The 13,955-nt window shown below is 63.8% G+C and carries 16 protein-coding genes; 10 read left to right on the top strand and 6 right to left on the bottom strand.

The window, feature by feature from the left end:
• Positions 1-23 precede the first annotated feature (23 nt).
• On the bottom strand, positions 24-395 hold the full coding sequence (locus AC1DYC_RS21600) for a hypothetical protein (protein WP_477409759.1): 372 nt from the start codon (positions 393-395) through the stop codon (positions 24-26).
• 208 nt (positions 396-603) lie between these two features.
• Between AC1DYC_RS21600 and AC1DYC_RS21595 the strand changes: the two genes are divergently transcribed.
• The 8 genes from AC1DYC_RS21595 (at position 604) to AC1DYC_RS21560 (ending at position 6,781) form a co-directional block, all read left to right on the top strand.
• Positions 604-1,008, top strand: coding sequence for a hypothetical protein (locus AC1DYC_RS21595; RefSeq protein WP_477409757.1), 405 nt, complete (start codon positions 604-606; stop codon positions 1,006-1,008).
• A 381-nt stretch (positions 1,009-1,389) separates the two neighbouring features.
• Complete coding sequence (gene sdhC / locus AC1DYC_RS21590; protein WP_477409755.1) at positions 1,390-1,809, top strand: succinate dehydrogenase, cytochrome b556 subunit; 420 nt, start codon at positions 1,390-1,392, stop codon at positions 1,807-1,809.
• A complete protein-coding gene (gene sdhD, locus AC1DYC_RS21585) occupies positions 1,809-2,207 on the top strand; it encodes a succinate dehydrogenase, hydrophobic membrane anchor protein (protein ID WP_477409753.1) in 399 nt (132 codons plus the stop codon). The genes sdhC and sdhD overlap by 1 nt, the downstream gene beginning before the upstream one ends.
• Before the next feature lie 2 nt (positions 2,208-2,209).
• Positions 2,210-4,042 (top strand): succinate dehydrogenase flavoprotein subunit, encoded by a 1,833-nt coding sequence (gene sdhA, locus AC1DYC_RS21580; RefSeq protein ID WP_477409751.1) that lies wholly within the window; start codon positions 2,210-2,212, stop codon positions 4,040-4,042.
• A gap of 2 nt (positions 4,043-4,044) precedes the next feature.
• Entirely contained in the window at positions 4,045-4,482 is a 438-nt protein-coding gene (locus AC1DYC_RS21575) for a DUF3052 family protein (protein ID WP_477410107.1), read from the top strand.
• The gene (locus AC1DYC_RS21570) at positions 4,482-5,261 is read left to right on the top strand and encodes a succinate dehydrogenase iron-sulfur subunit (protein ID WP_142867244.1); all 780 of its coding nucleotides are present in this window, start codon (positions 4,482-4,484) and stop codon (positions 5,259-5,261) included. The genes AC1DYC_RS21575 and AC1DYC_RS21570 overlap by 1 nt, the downstream gene beginning before the upstream one ends.
• 147 nt (positions 5,262-5,408) lie before the next feature.
• Positions 5,409-6,155, top strand: coding sequence for a nucleotidyltransferase domain-containing protein (locus AC1DYC_RS21565; RefSeq protein ID WP_477409749.1), 747 nt, complete (start codon positions 5,409-5,411; stop codon positions 6,153-6,155).
• Positions 6,152-6,781 carry a YceH family protein gene (locus AC1DYC_RS21560; protein WP_477409747.1) on the top strand — a complete coding sequence of 210 codons (630 nt, stop codon included), beginning with the start codon at positions 6,152-6,154 and terminating at the stop codon, positions 6,779-6,781. Before AC1DYC_RS21565 ends, AC1DYC_RS21560 begins: the two co-directional genes overlap by 4 nt.
• A gap of 217 nt (positions 6,782-6,998) precedes the next feature.
• On the opposite strand, the gene AC1DYC_RS21555 is transcribed toward AC1DYC_RS21560, so the two are convergent.
• Positions 6,999-7,424 carry an OsmC family protein gene (locus AC1DYC_RS21555; RefSeq protein ID WP_477409745.1) on the bottom strand — a complete coding sequence of 142 codons (426 nt, stop codon included), beginning with the start codon at positions 7,422-7,424 and terminating at the stop codon, positions 6,999-7,001.
• A 220-nt stretch (positions 7,425-7,644) separates the two neighbouring features.
• Here AC1DYC_RS21555 and AC1DYC_RS21550 point away from each other — a divergent pair, with 220 nt between their 5' ends.
• Positions 7,645-7,860, top strand: coding sequence for a hypothetical protein (locus AC1DYC_RS21550; protein ID WP_477409743.1), 216 nt, complete (start codon positions 7,645-7,647; stop codon positions 7,858-7,860).
• A complete protein-coding gene (locus AC1DYC_RS21545) occupies positions 7,857-8,213 on the top strand; it encodes a YciI family protein (protein ID WP_477409741.1) in 357 nt (118 codons plus the stop codon). Before AC1DYC_RS21550 ends, AC1DYC_RS21545 begins: the two co-directional genes overlap by 4 nt.
• A gap of 38 nt (positions 8,214-8,251) precedes the next feature.
• Here the strand turns inward: AC1DYC_RS21545 and AC1DYC_RS21540 are convergent, their stop codons facing one another.
• The 4 genes from AC1DYC_RS21540 to AC1DYC_RS21525 are packed head-to-tail and all read right to left on the bottom strand — an operon-like array spanning position 8,252 to position 13,934.
• A complete protein-coding gene (locus tag AC1DYC_RS21540; RefSeq protein WP_477409739.1) occupies positions 8,252-9,859 on the bottom strand; it encodes a GMC family oxidoreductase in 1,608 nt (535 codons plus the stop codon).
• Positions 9,856-11,379 carry an FGGY-family carbohydrate kinase gene (locus AC1DYC_RS21535; RefSeq protein ID WP_477409737.1) on the bottom strand — a complete coding sequence of 508 codons (1,524 nt, stop codon included), beginning with the start codon at positions 11,377-11,379 and terminating at the stop codon, positions 9,856-9,858. Before AC1DYC_RS21535 ends, AC1DYC_RS21540 begins: the two co-directional genes overlap by 4 nt.
• Positions 11,372-12,214, bottom strand: coding sequence for a class I fructose-bisphosphate aldolase (locus tag AC1DYC_RS21530; RefSeq protein WP_477409735.1), 843 nt, complete (start codon positions 12,212-12,214; stop codon positions 11,372-11,374). The genes AC1DYC_RS21535 and AC1DYC_RS21530 overlap by 8 nt, the downstream gene beginning before the upstream one ends.
• Positions 12,126-13,934, bottom strand: coding sequence for a glycerol-3-phosphate dehydrogenase/oxidase (locus AC1DYC_RS21525; protein WP_477409733.1), 1,809 nt, complete (start codon positions 13,932-13,934; stop codon positions 12,126-12,128). The genes AC1DYC_RS21530 and AC1DYC_RS21525 overlap by 89 nt, the downstream gene beginning before the upstream one ends.
• Positions 13,935-13,955 lie beyond the last annotated feature (21 nt).

Raw genomic sequence — 13,955 nt, 5'->3', positions numbered from 1 at the left:
TTCCCACTTTTCGGGATCATGCTCTAACGGCAAAGGCTGAGGTTGGGCATCTCGCCGTCAGAGAGGCCGTACATATAGGAGCGGCCCTTCACGAACACCGGCGGCTGATAGCAGCCACGTCTGGAGACGTGGTCCGCCTCGTCTTCATAAAGGACTTCGGGTTCTGCTTCCGGCTGGCCGGCACTGGTGTAGTCGGACAATTTCTTGGCCAGTTTGCCTTCGCCGACGATGATGCGCTTGTAGCCGGCGGCGCTGTCGATGACGAGATTGCCGAAGGAATCGGCATAGACGCGGTCATGATGACGCGACCAGGCCATTGCCGGGGCAGCGAAGCCGAGACTGGCTGCGGCCAGCACAAGCGCTGCAAGGCGCGTTCTTCCCGAATTCGTAAGCATGGGTGTCCTCTCTGCTCTGGACCCGTTCGAATCGGAAATTAACCTTTTATTAACCTTTGTTAAGAGGGCAGGCGCATCCAGCGGCGATCTCTCGTCAAACATGGTTAATATCCGACGGTATGGAAAACCCGCCGGCCATCTTTCGGCCATGCTTGGCCGCACCATCAGGCCCTGGGGCACAGCAGTTTGCCGCGCGGAGGACAACCATATGGCGTTACGCCGGACCTATCGGATAACGCTTGCGCTTGTTGCCTTGCTGAGCACAGCTGCCTGTGTGCCGCAGAACAACGCGCCGAAGGCCGCAAGCGCTGGAGCTCCCGCCGTCTTGATGGCGCCCGGCGCGCCTGTGACCGCTGCCCCCATCGCTATCGAAACGGCCGTGCCGCAACCGCGTACCGCGACCTACAGCTGCGCCGGCGGCGACAGGATCACCATCGAGAATCTCGGCACATCGCTGCACGTTCTCAGCGCCGACGGCACAGCGGAGGATCTGCCGGCCTCGCCTGCCAACCAGAACAGCCGCTATGGGGCGGCCCATGACGCAATCGTGATCGACGGACGCGAGGCGCTGGTGATGAAGGGTGGGAAGACGCCGGTGACCTGCAAGCGCTGACGGATGCGTTGATATTCAGGTGAGGCCGGCCTGCAAATGGCCCATACCTGCGCTTCCGGTGCTCACGTACTTGAGTACGCTCCGCTCCGGTTCTCGGTATGAGCCATTTTCGACTCGGCCTGACCTGAATCTCAACACATCCGGGCGCTTGTGCGAGACGATTTTTTCGCACTGCAGCGAACCGTGCGCCGGCTTCGGGCCGATCCCTAATCGATTGAAGCGGAAAGCCGGGCTTTTGTCAGACTAAATGACGTTTTCAAAACGATTTTCTGGCTTTGACGCGGTGCAAAAAGAGCATTAGAAACCGGCTGTCTGAAGTCATATATCGAGGCGGTAAATGCCGCTTTCCACCGCGGCTCCGGACATCGAACTGGGGCAGCCATGAGCAAATCACCAGCCACCCGAACCGCCAGACGTGAACGGCCGCTCTCGCCGCACCTGACGATCTACCGGCCGCCGATCACCATGACGATGTCGATCATTCATCGCATCACCGGCGGCGCGCTCTATTTCGGCACGCTGCTGGTCGCGGGCTGGCTGATGGCGGCGGCGAGTTCGCAAGGCGCCTTCGATTGGGTCAACTGGGCCTTCGGCACCTGGCTCGGCCGCCTCATTCTGTTCGGCTACACCTGGGCCCTGATGCACCACATGCTGGGCGGTGTGCGCCACCTCGTCTGGGACACCGGCGCCGGGCTCGAGAAACACACGGCATCGAAGATCGCCTGGGTGACGCTCGCCGGCTCGGTTGCGCTCACGCTGCTGATCTGGGTCGCCGGCTATATGGCGCGGGGTGCCCTGTGATGAGCGGCAACAACAGCAACGATATGCGCACGCCGCTGGCCAAGGTTCGTGGCCTCGGCTCGTCCCACGAGGGCACACAGCATTTCTGGCGCCAGCGGCTGACGGCGCTCGCCAACATTCCGCTGACGCTGTTCTTCGTCGGCTTCCTCATTGCGCTCAACGGCGCCGGCTATGCCGAGGTGCGGTCAGCGCTTGCCAATCCGTTCGTGGCGCTGGTGATGATCCTTTTCCTGATCTCCGGGCTCTACCACATGCGGCTCGGCATGCAGGTGATCATCGAGGACTATGTGATCAGCGAAGGCCTGAAGCTGCTGACGATCGCGCTCAGCACATTTTTCACCATAGCGGTCGGCGTCGCCTCGATCTTCGCCCTGCTCAAGCTGGCATTTGGAGGCTGATTTTGGCCAAGGACGCAAAATCAGCCAACCCGGCTTACACCTATGTCGACCACAAATTCGACGTGGTGGTCGTCGGCGCCGGCGGCGCCGGGCTGCGCGCCACGCTCGGCATGGCCGAGCAGGGCCTGCGCACCGCCTGCATCACCAAAGTGTTCCCGACCCGCTCGCATACGGTGGCGGCCCAGGGCGGCATCGCCGCCTCGCTGTCCAATATGGGCCCTGATTCCTGGCAGTGGCACATGTATGACACCGTCAAGGGCTCGGACTGGCTGGGCGATGTCGACGCCATGGAATATCTGGTGCGCGAAGCGCCGGCCGCGGTCTACGAACTCGAACACTACGGCGTGCCGTTCTCGCGCACCGAAGAGGGCAAGATTTATCAGCGGCCGTTCGGCGGCCACATGATGAACTATGGCGACGGCCCGCCGGTGCAGCGGACCTGTGCGGCCGCCGACCGCACCGGCCACGCCATCCTGCACACGCTCTACGGCCAGTCGCTGAAGAACAACGCGCAGTTCTTCATCGAGTATTTCGCGCTCGACCTGATCATGGAGCCGGACGGCACCTGCACCGGCGTCGTCGCATGGAACCTCGACGACGGCACCATCCACCGCTTCTCGGCCAAGATGGTGGTGCTGGCGACCGGCGGCTATGGCCGCGCCTATTTCTCGGCCACGTCGGCGCACACCTGCACCGGCGACGGCGGCGGCATGGCGGCACGCGCCGGCTTCCCGCTGCAGGACATGGAGTTCGTGCAGTTCCACCCGACCGGCATCTACGGCGCCGGCTGCCTGATCACCGAGGGTGCGCGCGGCGAGGGCGGCTATCTCGTCAATTCCGAGGGCGAGCGCTTCATGGAGCGCTACGCGCCGTCGGCCAAGGATCTGGCCTCGCGCGACGTCGTCTCGCGCTGCATGACGCTGGAGATCCGCGAAGGCCGCGGCGTCGGCAAGAAGAAGGACCACATCTTCCTGCATCTGGACCATCTCGATCCGGCGGTGCTGCATGAGCGGCTGCCGGGCATTTCGGAATCGGCCAAGATCTTTGCCGGCGTCGACCTGACCAAGGAGCCGATCCCGGTGCTGCCGACGGTGCACTACAATATGGGAGGCGTGCCGACCAATTACTGGGGCGAGGTGCTGAACCCTACCGCCGAAAATCCCGACCAGGTGTCGCCCGGGCTGATGGCGGTGGGCGAAGCCGGCTGCGCCTCGGTGCACGGCGCCAACCGGCTGGGCTCGAACTCGCTGATCGATCTGGTGGTGTTCGGCCGCGCCGCGGCAATCCGCGCCGGCCAGGTCATCGACCGCAATTCGGCGATCCCTTCGCCCAACGAAGCCTCGGTCGAAAAGATCATGGATCGCTTCGATCGGCTCCGCCACGCCAATGGTTCGACGCCAACCGCGGTGCTGCGCGAAAAGATGCAGAAAGCGATGCAGGAAGACGCCGCCGTGTTCCGCACGCAGGAATCGCTGGAGAATGGCTGCAAGCGCATTTCGGAGATCTGGACCGAGCTCAAGGACATCAAGGTGTTCGACCGCTCGATGATCTGGAACTCCGATCTGGTCGAGACGCTGGAACTGGAAAATCTGATGGCCAATGCCATCACCACGGTCTACGGCGCCGAGGCACGCAAGGAGAGCCGTGGCGCGCACGCGCGGGAGGATTTTGCCTCGCGCGACGACAACGTCTGGCGCAAGCACACGCTGGCGCGGCTCAGCGAAGAAGGCAAGGTGACGCTCAGCTATCGTCCCGTGCATACCGAGCCGCTGCTGGCCGAAAAGGACGGCGGCATCAGCCTCGCCAAGATCGCGCCCAAGGCCAGGGTGTATTGATGGTGGCGCTGGCGACCTCAGGCTATTCGGGCACGCCGCTTCCGGCCAAGCTTGGCCTGAAGGACGGGATGGTCGCGGCATTCATCGCGCTGCCCGACGATCTCAGCGATCTTGCTGATGCAGTCGACTTCGCTCAGGTTCACCGGCTGGGCGAGTGGTCTGACATTTCGGGAACGACCCTGAAATACGATGCCGTCCACGCCTTCACCCGGCAGCGCACTGAGATCGAGGATCGTCTCGGCGATGTCGAAGCGGCGATCAAGCGCGATGGCATGGTCTGGGTGTCCTGGCCGAAAAAGGCATCGAAAGTGCCGACCGATGTCACCGAAAGCGTCGTTCGCGCTGAAGCGCTGAAGCGCGACCTGGTCGACGTCAAGGTCGCTGCCGTCAACGAAATCTGGTCCGGGCTGAAGCTCGTCATCCGAAAGGACCTGCGGTAATGGTCGAACTCACGCTTCCCAAGAACTCGAAGGTGCAGCCGGGCAAGACCTGGCCGAAGCCGGAGGGCGCCACCAACCTGCGGGAATATCGCATCTACCGCTGGTCGCCGGACGATGACGAGAACCCGCGCATCGACACCTATTTCGTCGACATGGACGATTGCGGACCGATGGTGCTCGACGCGCTGCTCTACATCAAGAACAAGATCGACCCGACGCTGGCCTTGCGCCGCTCCTGCCGCGAAGGCATTTGCGGCTCCTGTGCCATGAACATCGACGGTTCCAACACGCTGGCCTGCACCAAGGGCTGCGACGACATTTCCGGCGCCGTCAAAGTCTACCCTCTGCCGCATATGCAGGTGGTCAAGGATCTGGTGCCCGACCTCACCAATTTCTACGCTCAGCATGCTTCTATCCAGCCTTGGCTGCAGACGGTTTCGCCGACGCCGGCCAAGGAATGGCTGCAGAGCCATGAGGACCGCGAGAAGCTCGACGGGCTCTACGAGTGCATATTGTGCGCCTGCTGCTCGACCTCGTGCCCGAGCTATTGGTGGAACGGCGACCGCTATCTCGGCCCGGCCACGCTGCTGCAAGCCTATCGCTGGCTGATCGACAGCCGCGACGAGGCCAAGGGCGAGCGGCTCGACAATCTCGAAGACCCGTTCCGGCTCTATCGCTGCCACACCATCATGAACTGCGCGCAGACCTGCCCCAAGGGGCTCAACCCGGCCAAGGCGATCGCGGAGATCAAGAAGATGATGGTGGAGCGGCGAGTATGACCGCGATCGTTTTTCCTTTTTACGCGCCTTCGGCGACGCGGCTGCCGAAATCAAGAAGATGATGGTGGAGCGCCGAGTCTGACGCCGAAACTACCCGCGGACTTTTCGCCGGACGCCGTCGCGGCACTCAGGGCTCGCCTCGATCTGGTGCGAAGCCAGGGCGTAAAAATCCTGTTCGCCATCGAAAGCGGCAGCCGCGCCTGGGGCTTTCCATCTCCCGACAGCGACTATGACTGCCGCTTTGTCTATGTCAGGCCGGTGAGCGATCACCTCGTGCTGCAGCAGGCGCGCGACGTCATCGAGTTTCCGATCAAGGGCGAGATCGATGCAGGCGGCTGGGACCTGAGGAAGGCGTTGCTGTTGGCGCTTGGCGGCAATGCCGTCATCGTCGAATGGGCAAAATCGCCGATCATCTACGAAGAGGTTGCGGGGTTTCGCCGCCGTCTTCTCGACCTTTTGGCCGAGATCGTCGATCCGGCGAAAGTATCGCACCACTATCTCGGCCTTGCGCGCTCGCATGTCGCCAAGATCGGCAGTTTTGCCGATGAGGTGAAGTTGAAGAAACTATTCTACCTGATCCGCCCGCTGGTGGCGCTAGACTGGATGGAGCAGCGCGGCTTTGCCAGCCTGCCGCCGATGAACCTGGGCGAATGCCTCGACCAGACCGAGGTACCGGCTCAGGCCAGCGACGAAATCCGCGGCCTGATCGAGCGCAAAAGCCGGACGCGCGAGATGGGATCGGGTCTCATCCCGACCGCAATCGCGCGCTATCTGGAAGCGCGCTATGGTCACCACGAAATGAACCTTGCCGGCGCCGTCAGGGACGAAGCCGGCCAGGCGCGCAAACATGCCCTTGCAACCGAGTTTTACCGCCGGGAGGCTGAACTGCCATGAGCGAAGACCTTCCCATCCTCAATCCCGTCGAAGCCCGCGTGCTCGGCTGCCTGATCGAGAAGAAGGAGCTGACGCCGGATGTCTATCCGCTGACGCTGAATGCGGCACTTGCCGCCGCCAACCAGAAGACGGCGCGCGAGCCTGTCATGGCGCTGGAGCAGACGGAGGTGCACCGGACGCTGAAGCTTCTCGAGCAGAAGGGGCTGGTGCGGCAGATGTTCGGCTCGCGCGTCGAGCGCTATGAGCATCAGATGGCGCAGCGCTTCTCGCTGACCACGCCGCAGACCGCGGTGGTCGGCCTGCTCCTGTTGCGCGGACCGCAGACAGCGCATGAGCTCCTGGCGCGGGCTGAGCGCATGGCGCGGTTTTCCTCGATCGAGGATCTGCGCGCCGAACTCGACATGCTGATCGGCCGTAGGCCGCCACTGATCCAGGAGATACCGCGCGGGCCAGGCCAGCGCGAGGACCGTTACGTGCATCTGCTTGCGGGTCCGGTGGATGTCGCGGCGTTGTCGGCGCAGCGGAGTACGCATGTCATGCCTGCATCCGATCTGGAAGCGAGGGTGGAATCGCTGGAGCAGGAAGTCGCAGCCCTACGCGCCCGGCTCGATGCGTTGGGGGCTTAGTAATCACCGGAGCGTCAGCGGGACAGCGCCCCCCTCTGTCCTGCCGGACATCTCCCCCTCAAGGGGGGAGATTGGATGTCACGCCGGCTTTCGCCAATCTCCAACGTTTCAGAAGAGGGCCGGACAGCGAAGCTGCTGATCTCCCCCCCTGAGGGGGAGATGCCCGGCAGGGCAGAGGGGGGCGCGAAGGATCGCTACCCCCGGAAAAATCGGCTGATCAGCCCAGCTTCGCGTCGAGCGACACCTTGATCGCGCCGAGCGCCTTGGACACCGGGCACTCCGCCTTGGCCTTCTCGGCCAATTCCTTGAACTTCGCCGCATCGATGCCCGGCACCTTGCCGACCAGAGTGATGGCGCTGCCGGTGATGCCGGTGCCGGGCACCAGCGTCACCACCGCCTTGGCGTCGAGCTCGGTGGCGGGCGTGCCGTTCTCGGCCAGGAAATGCGACAGCTGCATGGCGTAGCATCCGGCATGTGCGGCAGCGATCAACTCTTCGGGGTTGGTGCCGGATTTGCCGCTCTCGTCCTCGAAACGCGCCTTGAACGAATAGGGCGTGCCTTTCAAGGTGCCGCTCTGCGTGTCGAGCGTGCCCTTGCCTTCCTTCAGATTGCCTTTCCAGACGGCGTTTGCGATGCGGTCCATAAAATCCTCCTTGATTGCAGCGATGGCGCCGGCCAGGCGGCGTTCCCCTCAACTATAGCGCGGCGGGAGGGGAAGACCACCGCGCTGTTGGCGCGCGCATGGCGATCCAACGACGTGGTCAAAATTATTTTGAAAAAATCTGCGTGCAAAAATGTCGACTTGCATCAGCGCCGACCGTCCTGCGGGCGGCCACGGATTCTCGTGGCGGATGGAGGTACCCATGAACAATCTGTTTTCTGCCCATTGGAATGGCACCGGCGCAGGGTTGAGGCCGCAAGAGATCGACTGCTCGCGCCCTTCCGGCTTCGGCCGGCTGCTTTTGGCTATCGCCATTATCGGTCTTGCAGTCTGCGTGCTCGACAATGTCTCCGCCGGGAAGGCTGCAACCGGCACGCTGATCGCCTATGGTTCGTCCGAGCAAGGGAGCTGGAAATGAAATATGTCTGTCTGGTCTATGGCGAGGAAAAAGATCTCCACGCCATGACGCCGCAGCGTCTGGCCAAGCTCGACGCCGATTCGATGGCCTATGACCGGTCGCTGGATCAGCAAGGCAAGCTGATCATCGCGCAGGCGCTGCAATCGGTGAAAACATCGAAGACGGTCCGGCGGCGCCTGGGCAAACGGCTGATCACCGACGGCCCCTTCGCCGAAACCAAGGAGCAGTTGCTCGGGTTCGTCATGATCGAGGCCGATACTCTCGACGCGGCGCTGGAGATCGCTGGCGAGATTCCGCTGGCCGAAATCGGCACCATCGAGGTCAGGGCGATCTACGACGTGCCGGGGTCATAAGAAAGACGGGGCGATTTGTCGGCTGCGCGTGAGCAGACTCACGCCGGTCGGCGGATCATGTCCGCCGCCTTCTCGGCGATCATCACCACCGGCGAGGCGGTGTTGCCGGAGACGATCCGCGGCATGATGGAGGCGTCGATGACGCGCAGACCCTCGACACCGGTCACGCGCAGATCGGAGCTGACGACGGCGCGGTCGTCGATGCCCATCCGGCAGGTGCCGACCGGGTGGAAGATGGTCGTCGCGATAGAGCCGATCTGGTACAGCAAATCGTCGTCGGACTGGTGGGCGAGACCGGGCAAGATTTCCTGGGGATGGAAGGCTTCAAGCGCCTTGGCGGTCATGATGCTGCGCGCCTGGCGCACCGAGCGCAGCGCAATCCCGCGGTCGCGGACGGTGGACAGGTAGTTCAACCGGATCTCCGGTTGCTCAGCCAGTTCGCGCGTCGTGGCATGCACCGAGCCGACGCTATCGGGCCGCAGATTGCAGACCGACATGGTGATCGCCGGGAACGGATGCAGCGGGTCGCCAAGCCGGTCGGTCGACAGCGGCTGGACGTGATATTCCAGGTCCGGCGTTGCCATCGACGGATCGGATTTGCTGAACATGCCGAACTGGCTCGGCGCCATCGACATCGGTCCCGACCGGGCAAAGGCATATTGCAGCGCGATCCGCGCCTTGCCGGTCAAGCTGTTGGCAAGGGTGTTGAGCGTCAGTGCCGATGACACTTTGTAGACGGTGCGGATCTGCAGATGGTCCTGCAGGTTCTCGCCGACATCGGGGCTGGCCTGGACCACATCGACGCCGAGCGCGGTGAGGCGGTTCGGTTGGCCAACGCCGGAAAGCTCCAACAGTTTCGGCGTGTTGATCGAGCCGGCGGTCAGCAGCACCTCGCCTCTGGCTCTTGCCTCGACGGCTTCGCCGCCTACGAGGTAGCGGACGCCGGTCGCGCGCTTGCCCGCGAACAGCACCTTCTCGACATGGGCGTTGACGACCAGCCGAAGGTTGGGCCGCCGCAGCGCCGGGCGCAAAAAAGCCTTGGCCGTGTTCCAGCGCACACCCTTGCTCTGGTTTACTTCGAAGAAGCCTGACCCCTCATTGTCGCCGTCGTTAAAGTCCTCGCGCGGCATGATGCCGAATTCCTTGGCAGCCTCTTGCACCGTGTTGAGGATCGGCCAGGACAGGCGCTGGCGCGCCACTTTCCATTCGCCACCGGAACCATGCAGCTTGGTCTTGCCGCCATGGTGGTCCTCGGATTTGAGGAAATAGGGCAGCACGTCGTCCCAGCCCCAGCCGACATTGCCCATCTGCCGCCAGCCATCATAGTCGGCCGCCTGGCCGCGCATGTAGATCATGCCGTTGACCGAGGTGCAGCCGCCCAGAACCTTGCCTCGGGGATAAACCAGCGAGCGGCCGTTCAGGCCGGCTTCGGGGGCTGTCTTCATCATCCAGTCGGTGCGTGGATTGCCGATGCAATAGAGATAGCCGACCGGGATATGCACCCAGTGGTAATTGTCGCTGCCGCCGGCCTCGAGCAGCAGCACCCGCGTCGCCGGGTTTTCGCTCAGGCGGTTGGCCAGCACGCAGCCAGCCGTGCCTGCGCCGACGATGATGTAGTCGTAGTCGCCATCGAGCCGTTGGGTCATTGCGGTGTTGTACTCGGTTGGGCGGCCTGTTCTGCCCAGAACGATCGCAGCGTATCGGCGAGGCCGCAATAGGCGCGATAACGCCTGTTGTAATGATCCCGCATCGCCGGGTCCGGACGATAGGCGGCGCTTTGCCGGGTCATGGCGTCGACGCCGGCCTCATAGCTGGCGAACAGACCGGCCGCGACGCCGGCGCCGATTGCCGCGCCAAGCGCACCGGTCTCGCGCGCCTCAGGGACCGTGATCGGTACGCCAAGCCCGTCGGCGAAGATCTGTGGCCAGTGTTCGCTGCGCGAGCCGCCGCCCGACAGCACCGCTTTGTCGAAGCCGACGCCAGCGTCTTTCAGGACATCGATATGGCGCCGGTGCTCGAACATCACGCCCTCGAACAGCGCGCGCAGCAGATGGCCTTCCTTGTGCCAGCCGGCGAGGCCGTAGAAGCCGGCACGGAACTCGGCTCCCTGTCCCGATCCGTAGAGAAACGGGTGGAAAATCGGATCGTCCCAGGCCGGCGTCACTGAGCCGACAGCCGCGTTGCAGTGGCCGAACGGATCCTCATGATGGGCGCCCCGCTCGACGAATTCGCGCACATACCATTCGAGATTGGCGGCCGACGTCGCGCTGGATTCGATGTTGACGAAGCGGCCGGGGCCGAAGCGCGCGACCATGAAAACGTTGGGATCGACCACAGGCGCGGTGGAAAAGACCTGATTGACGGACCATGTGCCGGCGATGATCGAGGCTTCGCCGGGCCGCACGACGCCCGCCCCCATGGCGCTGGCGACGACGTCGAAATACCCCGCGATGACCGGCGTGCCTTCAGCAAGCCCTGTCTCTTCGGCCGCCTGTGCGGTGACCGCGCCGGCAATGTCAGCGCTGTCGAGCAATCGCGGCAGTTTTGGCTGTGCGTCCTCGATGCCGTAATGCGCCAGGAGCTCGGCGTCATAGACGCCTTCGGGCATACGAACGAGGCCGCAACCGGACATGTCGGAGACATCGCTCACCCGCTCGCCGGTCAGACGGAAGGTGATGAAGTCCTTGCAAAGCATTGTGGTGCCGGTCGCGGCATAAAGGTCGGGCGCATGCTGCTTGACCCAGGCCAGTAAGGTCGGCGTCTGTGCCGGCCACGGCTTTTGCAGGCAGATGGCATGCAGTGCTTCGGCGTTGCGCGCCGCCAGCGTCGCCGCCGTGGAGGCGGCGCGGGTGTCGAGCGACTGGATGCCGATCAACGGGGCGCCGGTGCGGTCGACCAGGTAGAGGCCGTTGCCATGGCCGGCGCAGCCGATGGCTGCGATTTCGCGCGCATCGATGCCGGCCTGCGCAATGCAGACGCGGATGGCGTCGCGCGCATCGGCCCACATATGGTTCAGGTCGCGCTCGACATAGCCGGGTTGCGGCGTGTGCGAACGGCCGGCGACGGCATGCATGGCGAGTTGCCGACCGGTTCGGTCGAACAGCACCGCCTTGATGATGGTGTTGCCGGCGTCGAGACCGAGCAGATATGCGGCTTGATCAGCCATTGTTGTAGATGTCCCAGGCTTCTTCGCCACCGGCATCGTTGTGGATCATCGCCATCAGCGCGTTGACCACAGCCTTCGGATTGGCATGCTGATAGATGTTGCGGCCATAGACCAGCCCCTTGGCGCCTTGCCTGAGCAGTGCAGAGGATTTCGCCAGCACTGTCTTGAGGTCGTCCTTGCCGCCGCCGCGCACCAGTACCGGCACGCGCGCCGCCTCGACGACGCGGTGGAAATCCTCCGGCCGGTCGGTCGGGTCGGCCTTGATGATGTCGGCGCCCATTTCGGCGGCGAGCCGCACCAGCGTCACGATCTTTTCGGCGTCGCCATCCACCTGATAACCGCCCCTGATATCGTTGGGCAGCATCACCAGCGGCTCGATCATCAGAGGCATGCCGTAGCGGTGGCAGGCGGCGCGGACCTTGCTGATGTTTTCGACGCATTGGCGAAACAGCTCGGGCTCGTCGGGCAGCATGAACAAATTGACGACGACGCAGGCCGCATCCATCTCCAGCGCGCCGATAATCGGCTCGTCATGATTCTGCAGCATCGACCACATCACGCGGTGGCGCTCAGCGTTATAGGGATTGCCCATGTCGATGCGCATGACCAGCGCCGGCTTGTCCTTGTCCGGCCGCGCCTGCAACAGATCAGCCTGGCCATAGGTGAGCTGCAGCGCGTCGGGTCCTGCCGCGATAAGTGTGTCGATGACCCTGGGCATGTCCTCCAGGCCGACGAGGAAACCCGGCTCATTGCAGACGCCGTGATCGAGCGCCACGTCGAGGCAATTGCCGTTGGTGAACATCCGGTTCATCCGGGCTTTGGCGCTGACTTTCATGTTCTGCTCCTGCGATGGTGCGTTGGTCGAGCATCTCTTGCGAGACGCCATGATAGGTGTCGAGTTCGGCGATCAGGTTTTTTATCTCGTCGTCGCGACGCTGGTGGGTCCAACCGCGCTCGGCGACCAATGTGTCGGCGATGCGCTCGATTGACCCCATCGAGATGTCGCCGGCGATGGCAAGCGAGGTGCGGCGCAGGACAAGGTCCGAGAGGCCGGTCACGAACTCATGCCGGATGAGATAGACGATCTCGGCTGCCGTGGTTTCGGTCCTGTCGTCCAGCCGGATATCGTCGGAACGTCCGAGGCAGAAGAGGATGATGTCGCGCGCGCCGCTGCCGTAGCGATCGACGAGATAGGCGGCGCGGTCGGCGCTGATTGCGAACGCACCGACGAGATCGGCCGCCAGCGACGCCGGGACTGCGGGGAAGCCTAGGCCGCCGCCGATCGGCAGGGTCAGCGTCCTGCAAACGCGTTCGCGGCCAAGCTCGGCCAACACGTCGTCCGCTGCCTGCTCGGCGAAGGCGCGGAAGGTCGTCCACTTGCCGCCGATCATGCAGAATTGCGGGATGTCGCCGGCAATGCGATGTACGGAATGGCCACGCGATATCCTGCCGGTGAAGGCGTGGTCGCTCTTCGGCAGCGGCCGGATGCCGCTATAGGTGAAGACCACATCGGAGGCATGGACCGGAATGGACGGGAACACCAGCCGCGCCGCCGCCAATATGTAGTCGGTCTCAGCCGGTTCGCAGCTTACGCGCCCGGCCTGGCTGACGCGGATATCCGTCGAGCCGACCAGCACCTTGCCGAGATAGGGAAACATGATGCAGACGCGGCCGTCAGCATTCTCGAAGAAAATCATGTGGCCGCCGAGTGCCCAGTAGAGCGGCTCATTGTCGAGGATGAGGTGCGAGCCCTTGGTGCCCTCGACCAAGGGCGCTGCAGGCGTTTCGGAGGCGTCGAGCCGGGCGATTGCCGAATCCAGCCACGCACCGGTCGCGTTGACGATTGCCTTGGTGGTCACGACGAAACGTTCTCCACCCGCCATGTCGGTGAGTTCGAAGGCCGACCCCGCCCGCGCGATTTCGGCGCGGTTGAGCGCGAGGCTGTCGGGCGCCAGGCGTGCGGTGTCGAGCAGCAATTCGATGCCGAGCCGTTCGGGATAGCTGATCCAGGCGTCGTAGTAGGTGGCGGAATAGCGCAGTTTCGGGTCGAGCGCCGGCCATTGCGCGAAGGTCGCTTTGGCGCCGCGGAAATTGTGGCGGGGCAGCACCCGTCGCCTGCGCGTCGTCCAGTCGTAGAGCGCCAGGCCCGCCTTGATTGCCAGCGCGCCGCGGCTGGAGGGCGTTTCCGAAAGCCCGAGAAAACCCGCCGCACCATTCATCAGCCCGGAGAAGACGGTGCGGATCGGGATTGTCGTCGGCAGCGGCCGCACCATATGCGGCGCGTTGGCCAGAAGCGCGTCGCGTTCGCGCAGCGATTCCTGCACCAGGCCGAACTCGCCATTCTCGAGATAGCGCAGGCCGCCATGGATCATGCGCGAGGGTGCCGCGCTGCAGGCCGAGCAGAAATCATTGCGCTCGACCAGCAGTACCCTCAGGCCCTGCAGCGCCAGTTCGCGGAAGACGCCGATGCCGTTGATGCCGCCGCCCACGACGACGACATCGAACGCGCCGTTGCGGCGGATCGTGTCGAGGATGACGGTTCTCTGGTCAGGCATGGCTTTGCCGGGCAAGGTTGG

The sequence above is a fragment of the Mesorhizobium sp. P2_E7 genome (assembly GCF_056403855.1).
Note: the sequence above shows the minus strand (reverse complement) of the source record. Positions and strands in the feature narration are given on the sequence as shown.

Excerpts from the sequence above, each read along its gene's own strand:
- AC1DYC_RS21530 (WP_477409735.1), bottom strand. The coding sequence starts at position 12,214 with ATGAAAGTCAGCGCCAAAGCCCGGATGAACCGGATGTTCACCAACGGC.
- AC1DYC_RS21535 (WP_477409737.1), bottom strand. The coding sequence starts at position 11,379 with ATGGCTGATCAAGCCGCATATCTGCTCGGTCTCGACGCCGGCAACACC.
- sdhC (WP_477409755.1), top strand. The coding sequence starts at position 1,390 with ATGAGCAAATCACCAGCCACCCGAACCGCCAGACGTGAACGGCCGCTC.
- AC1DYC_RS21525 (WP_477409733.1), bottom strand. The coding sequence starts at position 13,934 with ATGCCTGACCAGAGAACCGTCATCCTCGACACGATCCGCCGCAACGGC.
- AC1DYC_RS21545 (WP_477409741.1), top strand. The coding sequence starts at position 7,857 with ATGAAATATGTCTGTCTGGTCTATGGCGAGGAAAAAGATCTCCACGCC.
- AC1DYC_RS21540 (WP_477409739.1), bottom strand. The coding sequence starts at position 9,859 with ATGACCCAACGGCTCGATGGCGACTACGACTACATCATCGTCGGCGCA.
- AC1DYC_RS21600 (WP_477409759.1), bottom strand. The coding sequence starts at position 395 with ATGCTTACGAATTCGGGAAGAACGCGCCTTGCAGCGCTTGTGCTGGCC.
- AC1DYC_RS21555 (WP_477409745.1), bottom strand. The coding sequence starts at position 7,424 with ATGGACCGCATCGCAAACGCCGTCTGGAAAGGCAATCTGAAGGAAGGC.
- AC1DYC_RS21595 (WP_477409757.1), top strand. The coding sequence starts at position 604 with ATGGCGTTACGCCGGACCTATCGGATAACGCTTGCGCTTGTTGCCTTG.
- AC1DYC_RS21550 (WP_477409743.1), top strand. The coding sequence starts at position 7,645 with ATGAACAATCTGTTTTCTGCCCATTGGAATGGCACCGGCGCAGGGTTG.
- sdhD (WP_477409753.1), top strand. The coding sequence starts at position 1,809 with ATGAGCGGCAACAACAGCAACGATATGCGCACGCCGCTGGCCAAGGTT.
- AC1DYC_RS21560 (WP_477409747.1), top strand. The coding sequence starts at position 6,152 with ATGAGCGAAGACCTTCCCATCCTCAATCCCGTCGAAGCCCGCGTGCTC.
- AC1DYC_RS21570 (WP_142867244.1), top strand. The coding sequence starts at position 4,482 with ATGGTCGAACTCACGCTTCCCAAGAACTCGAAGGTGCAGCCGGGCAAG.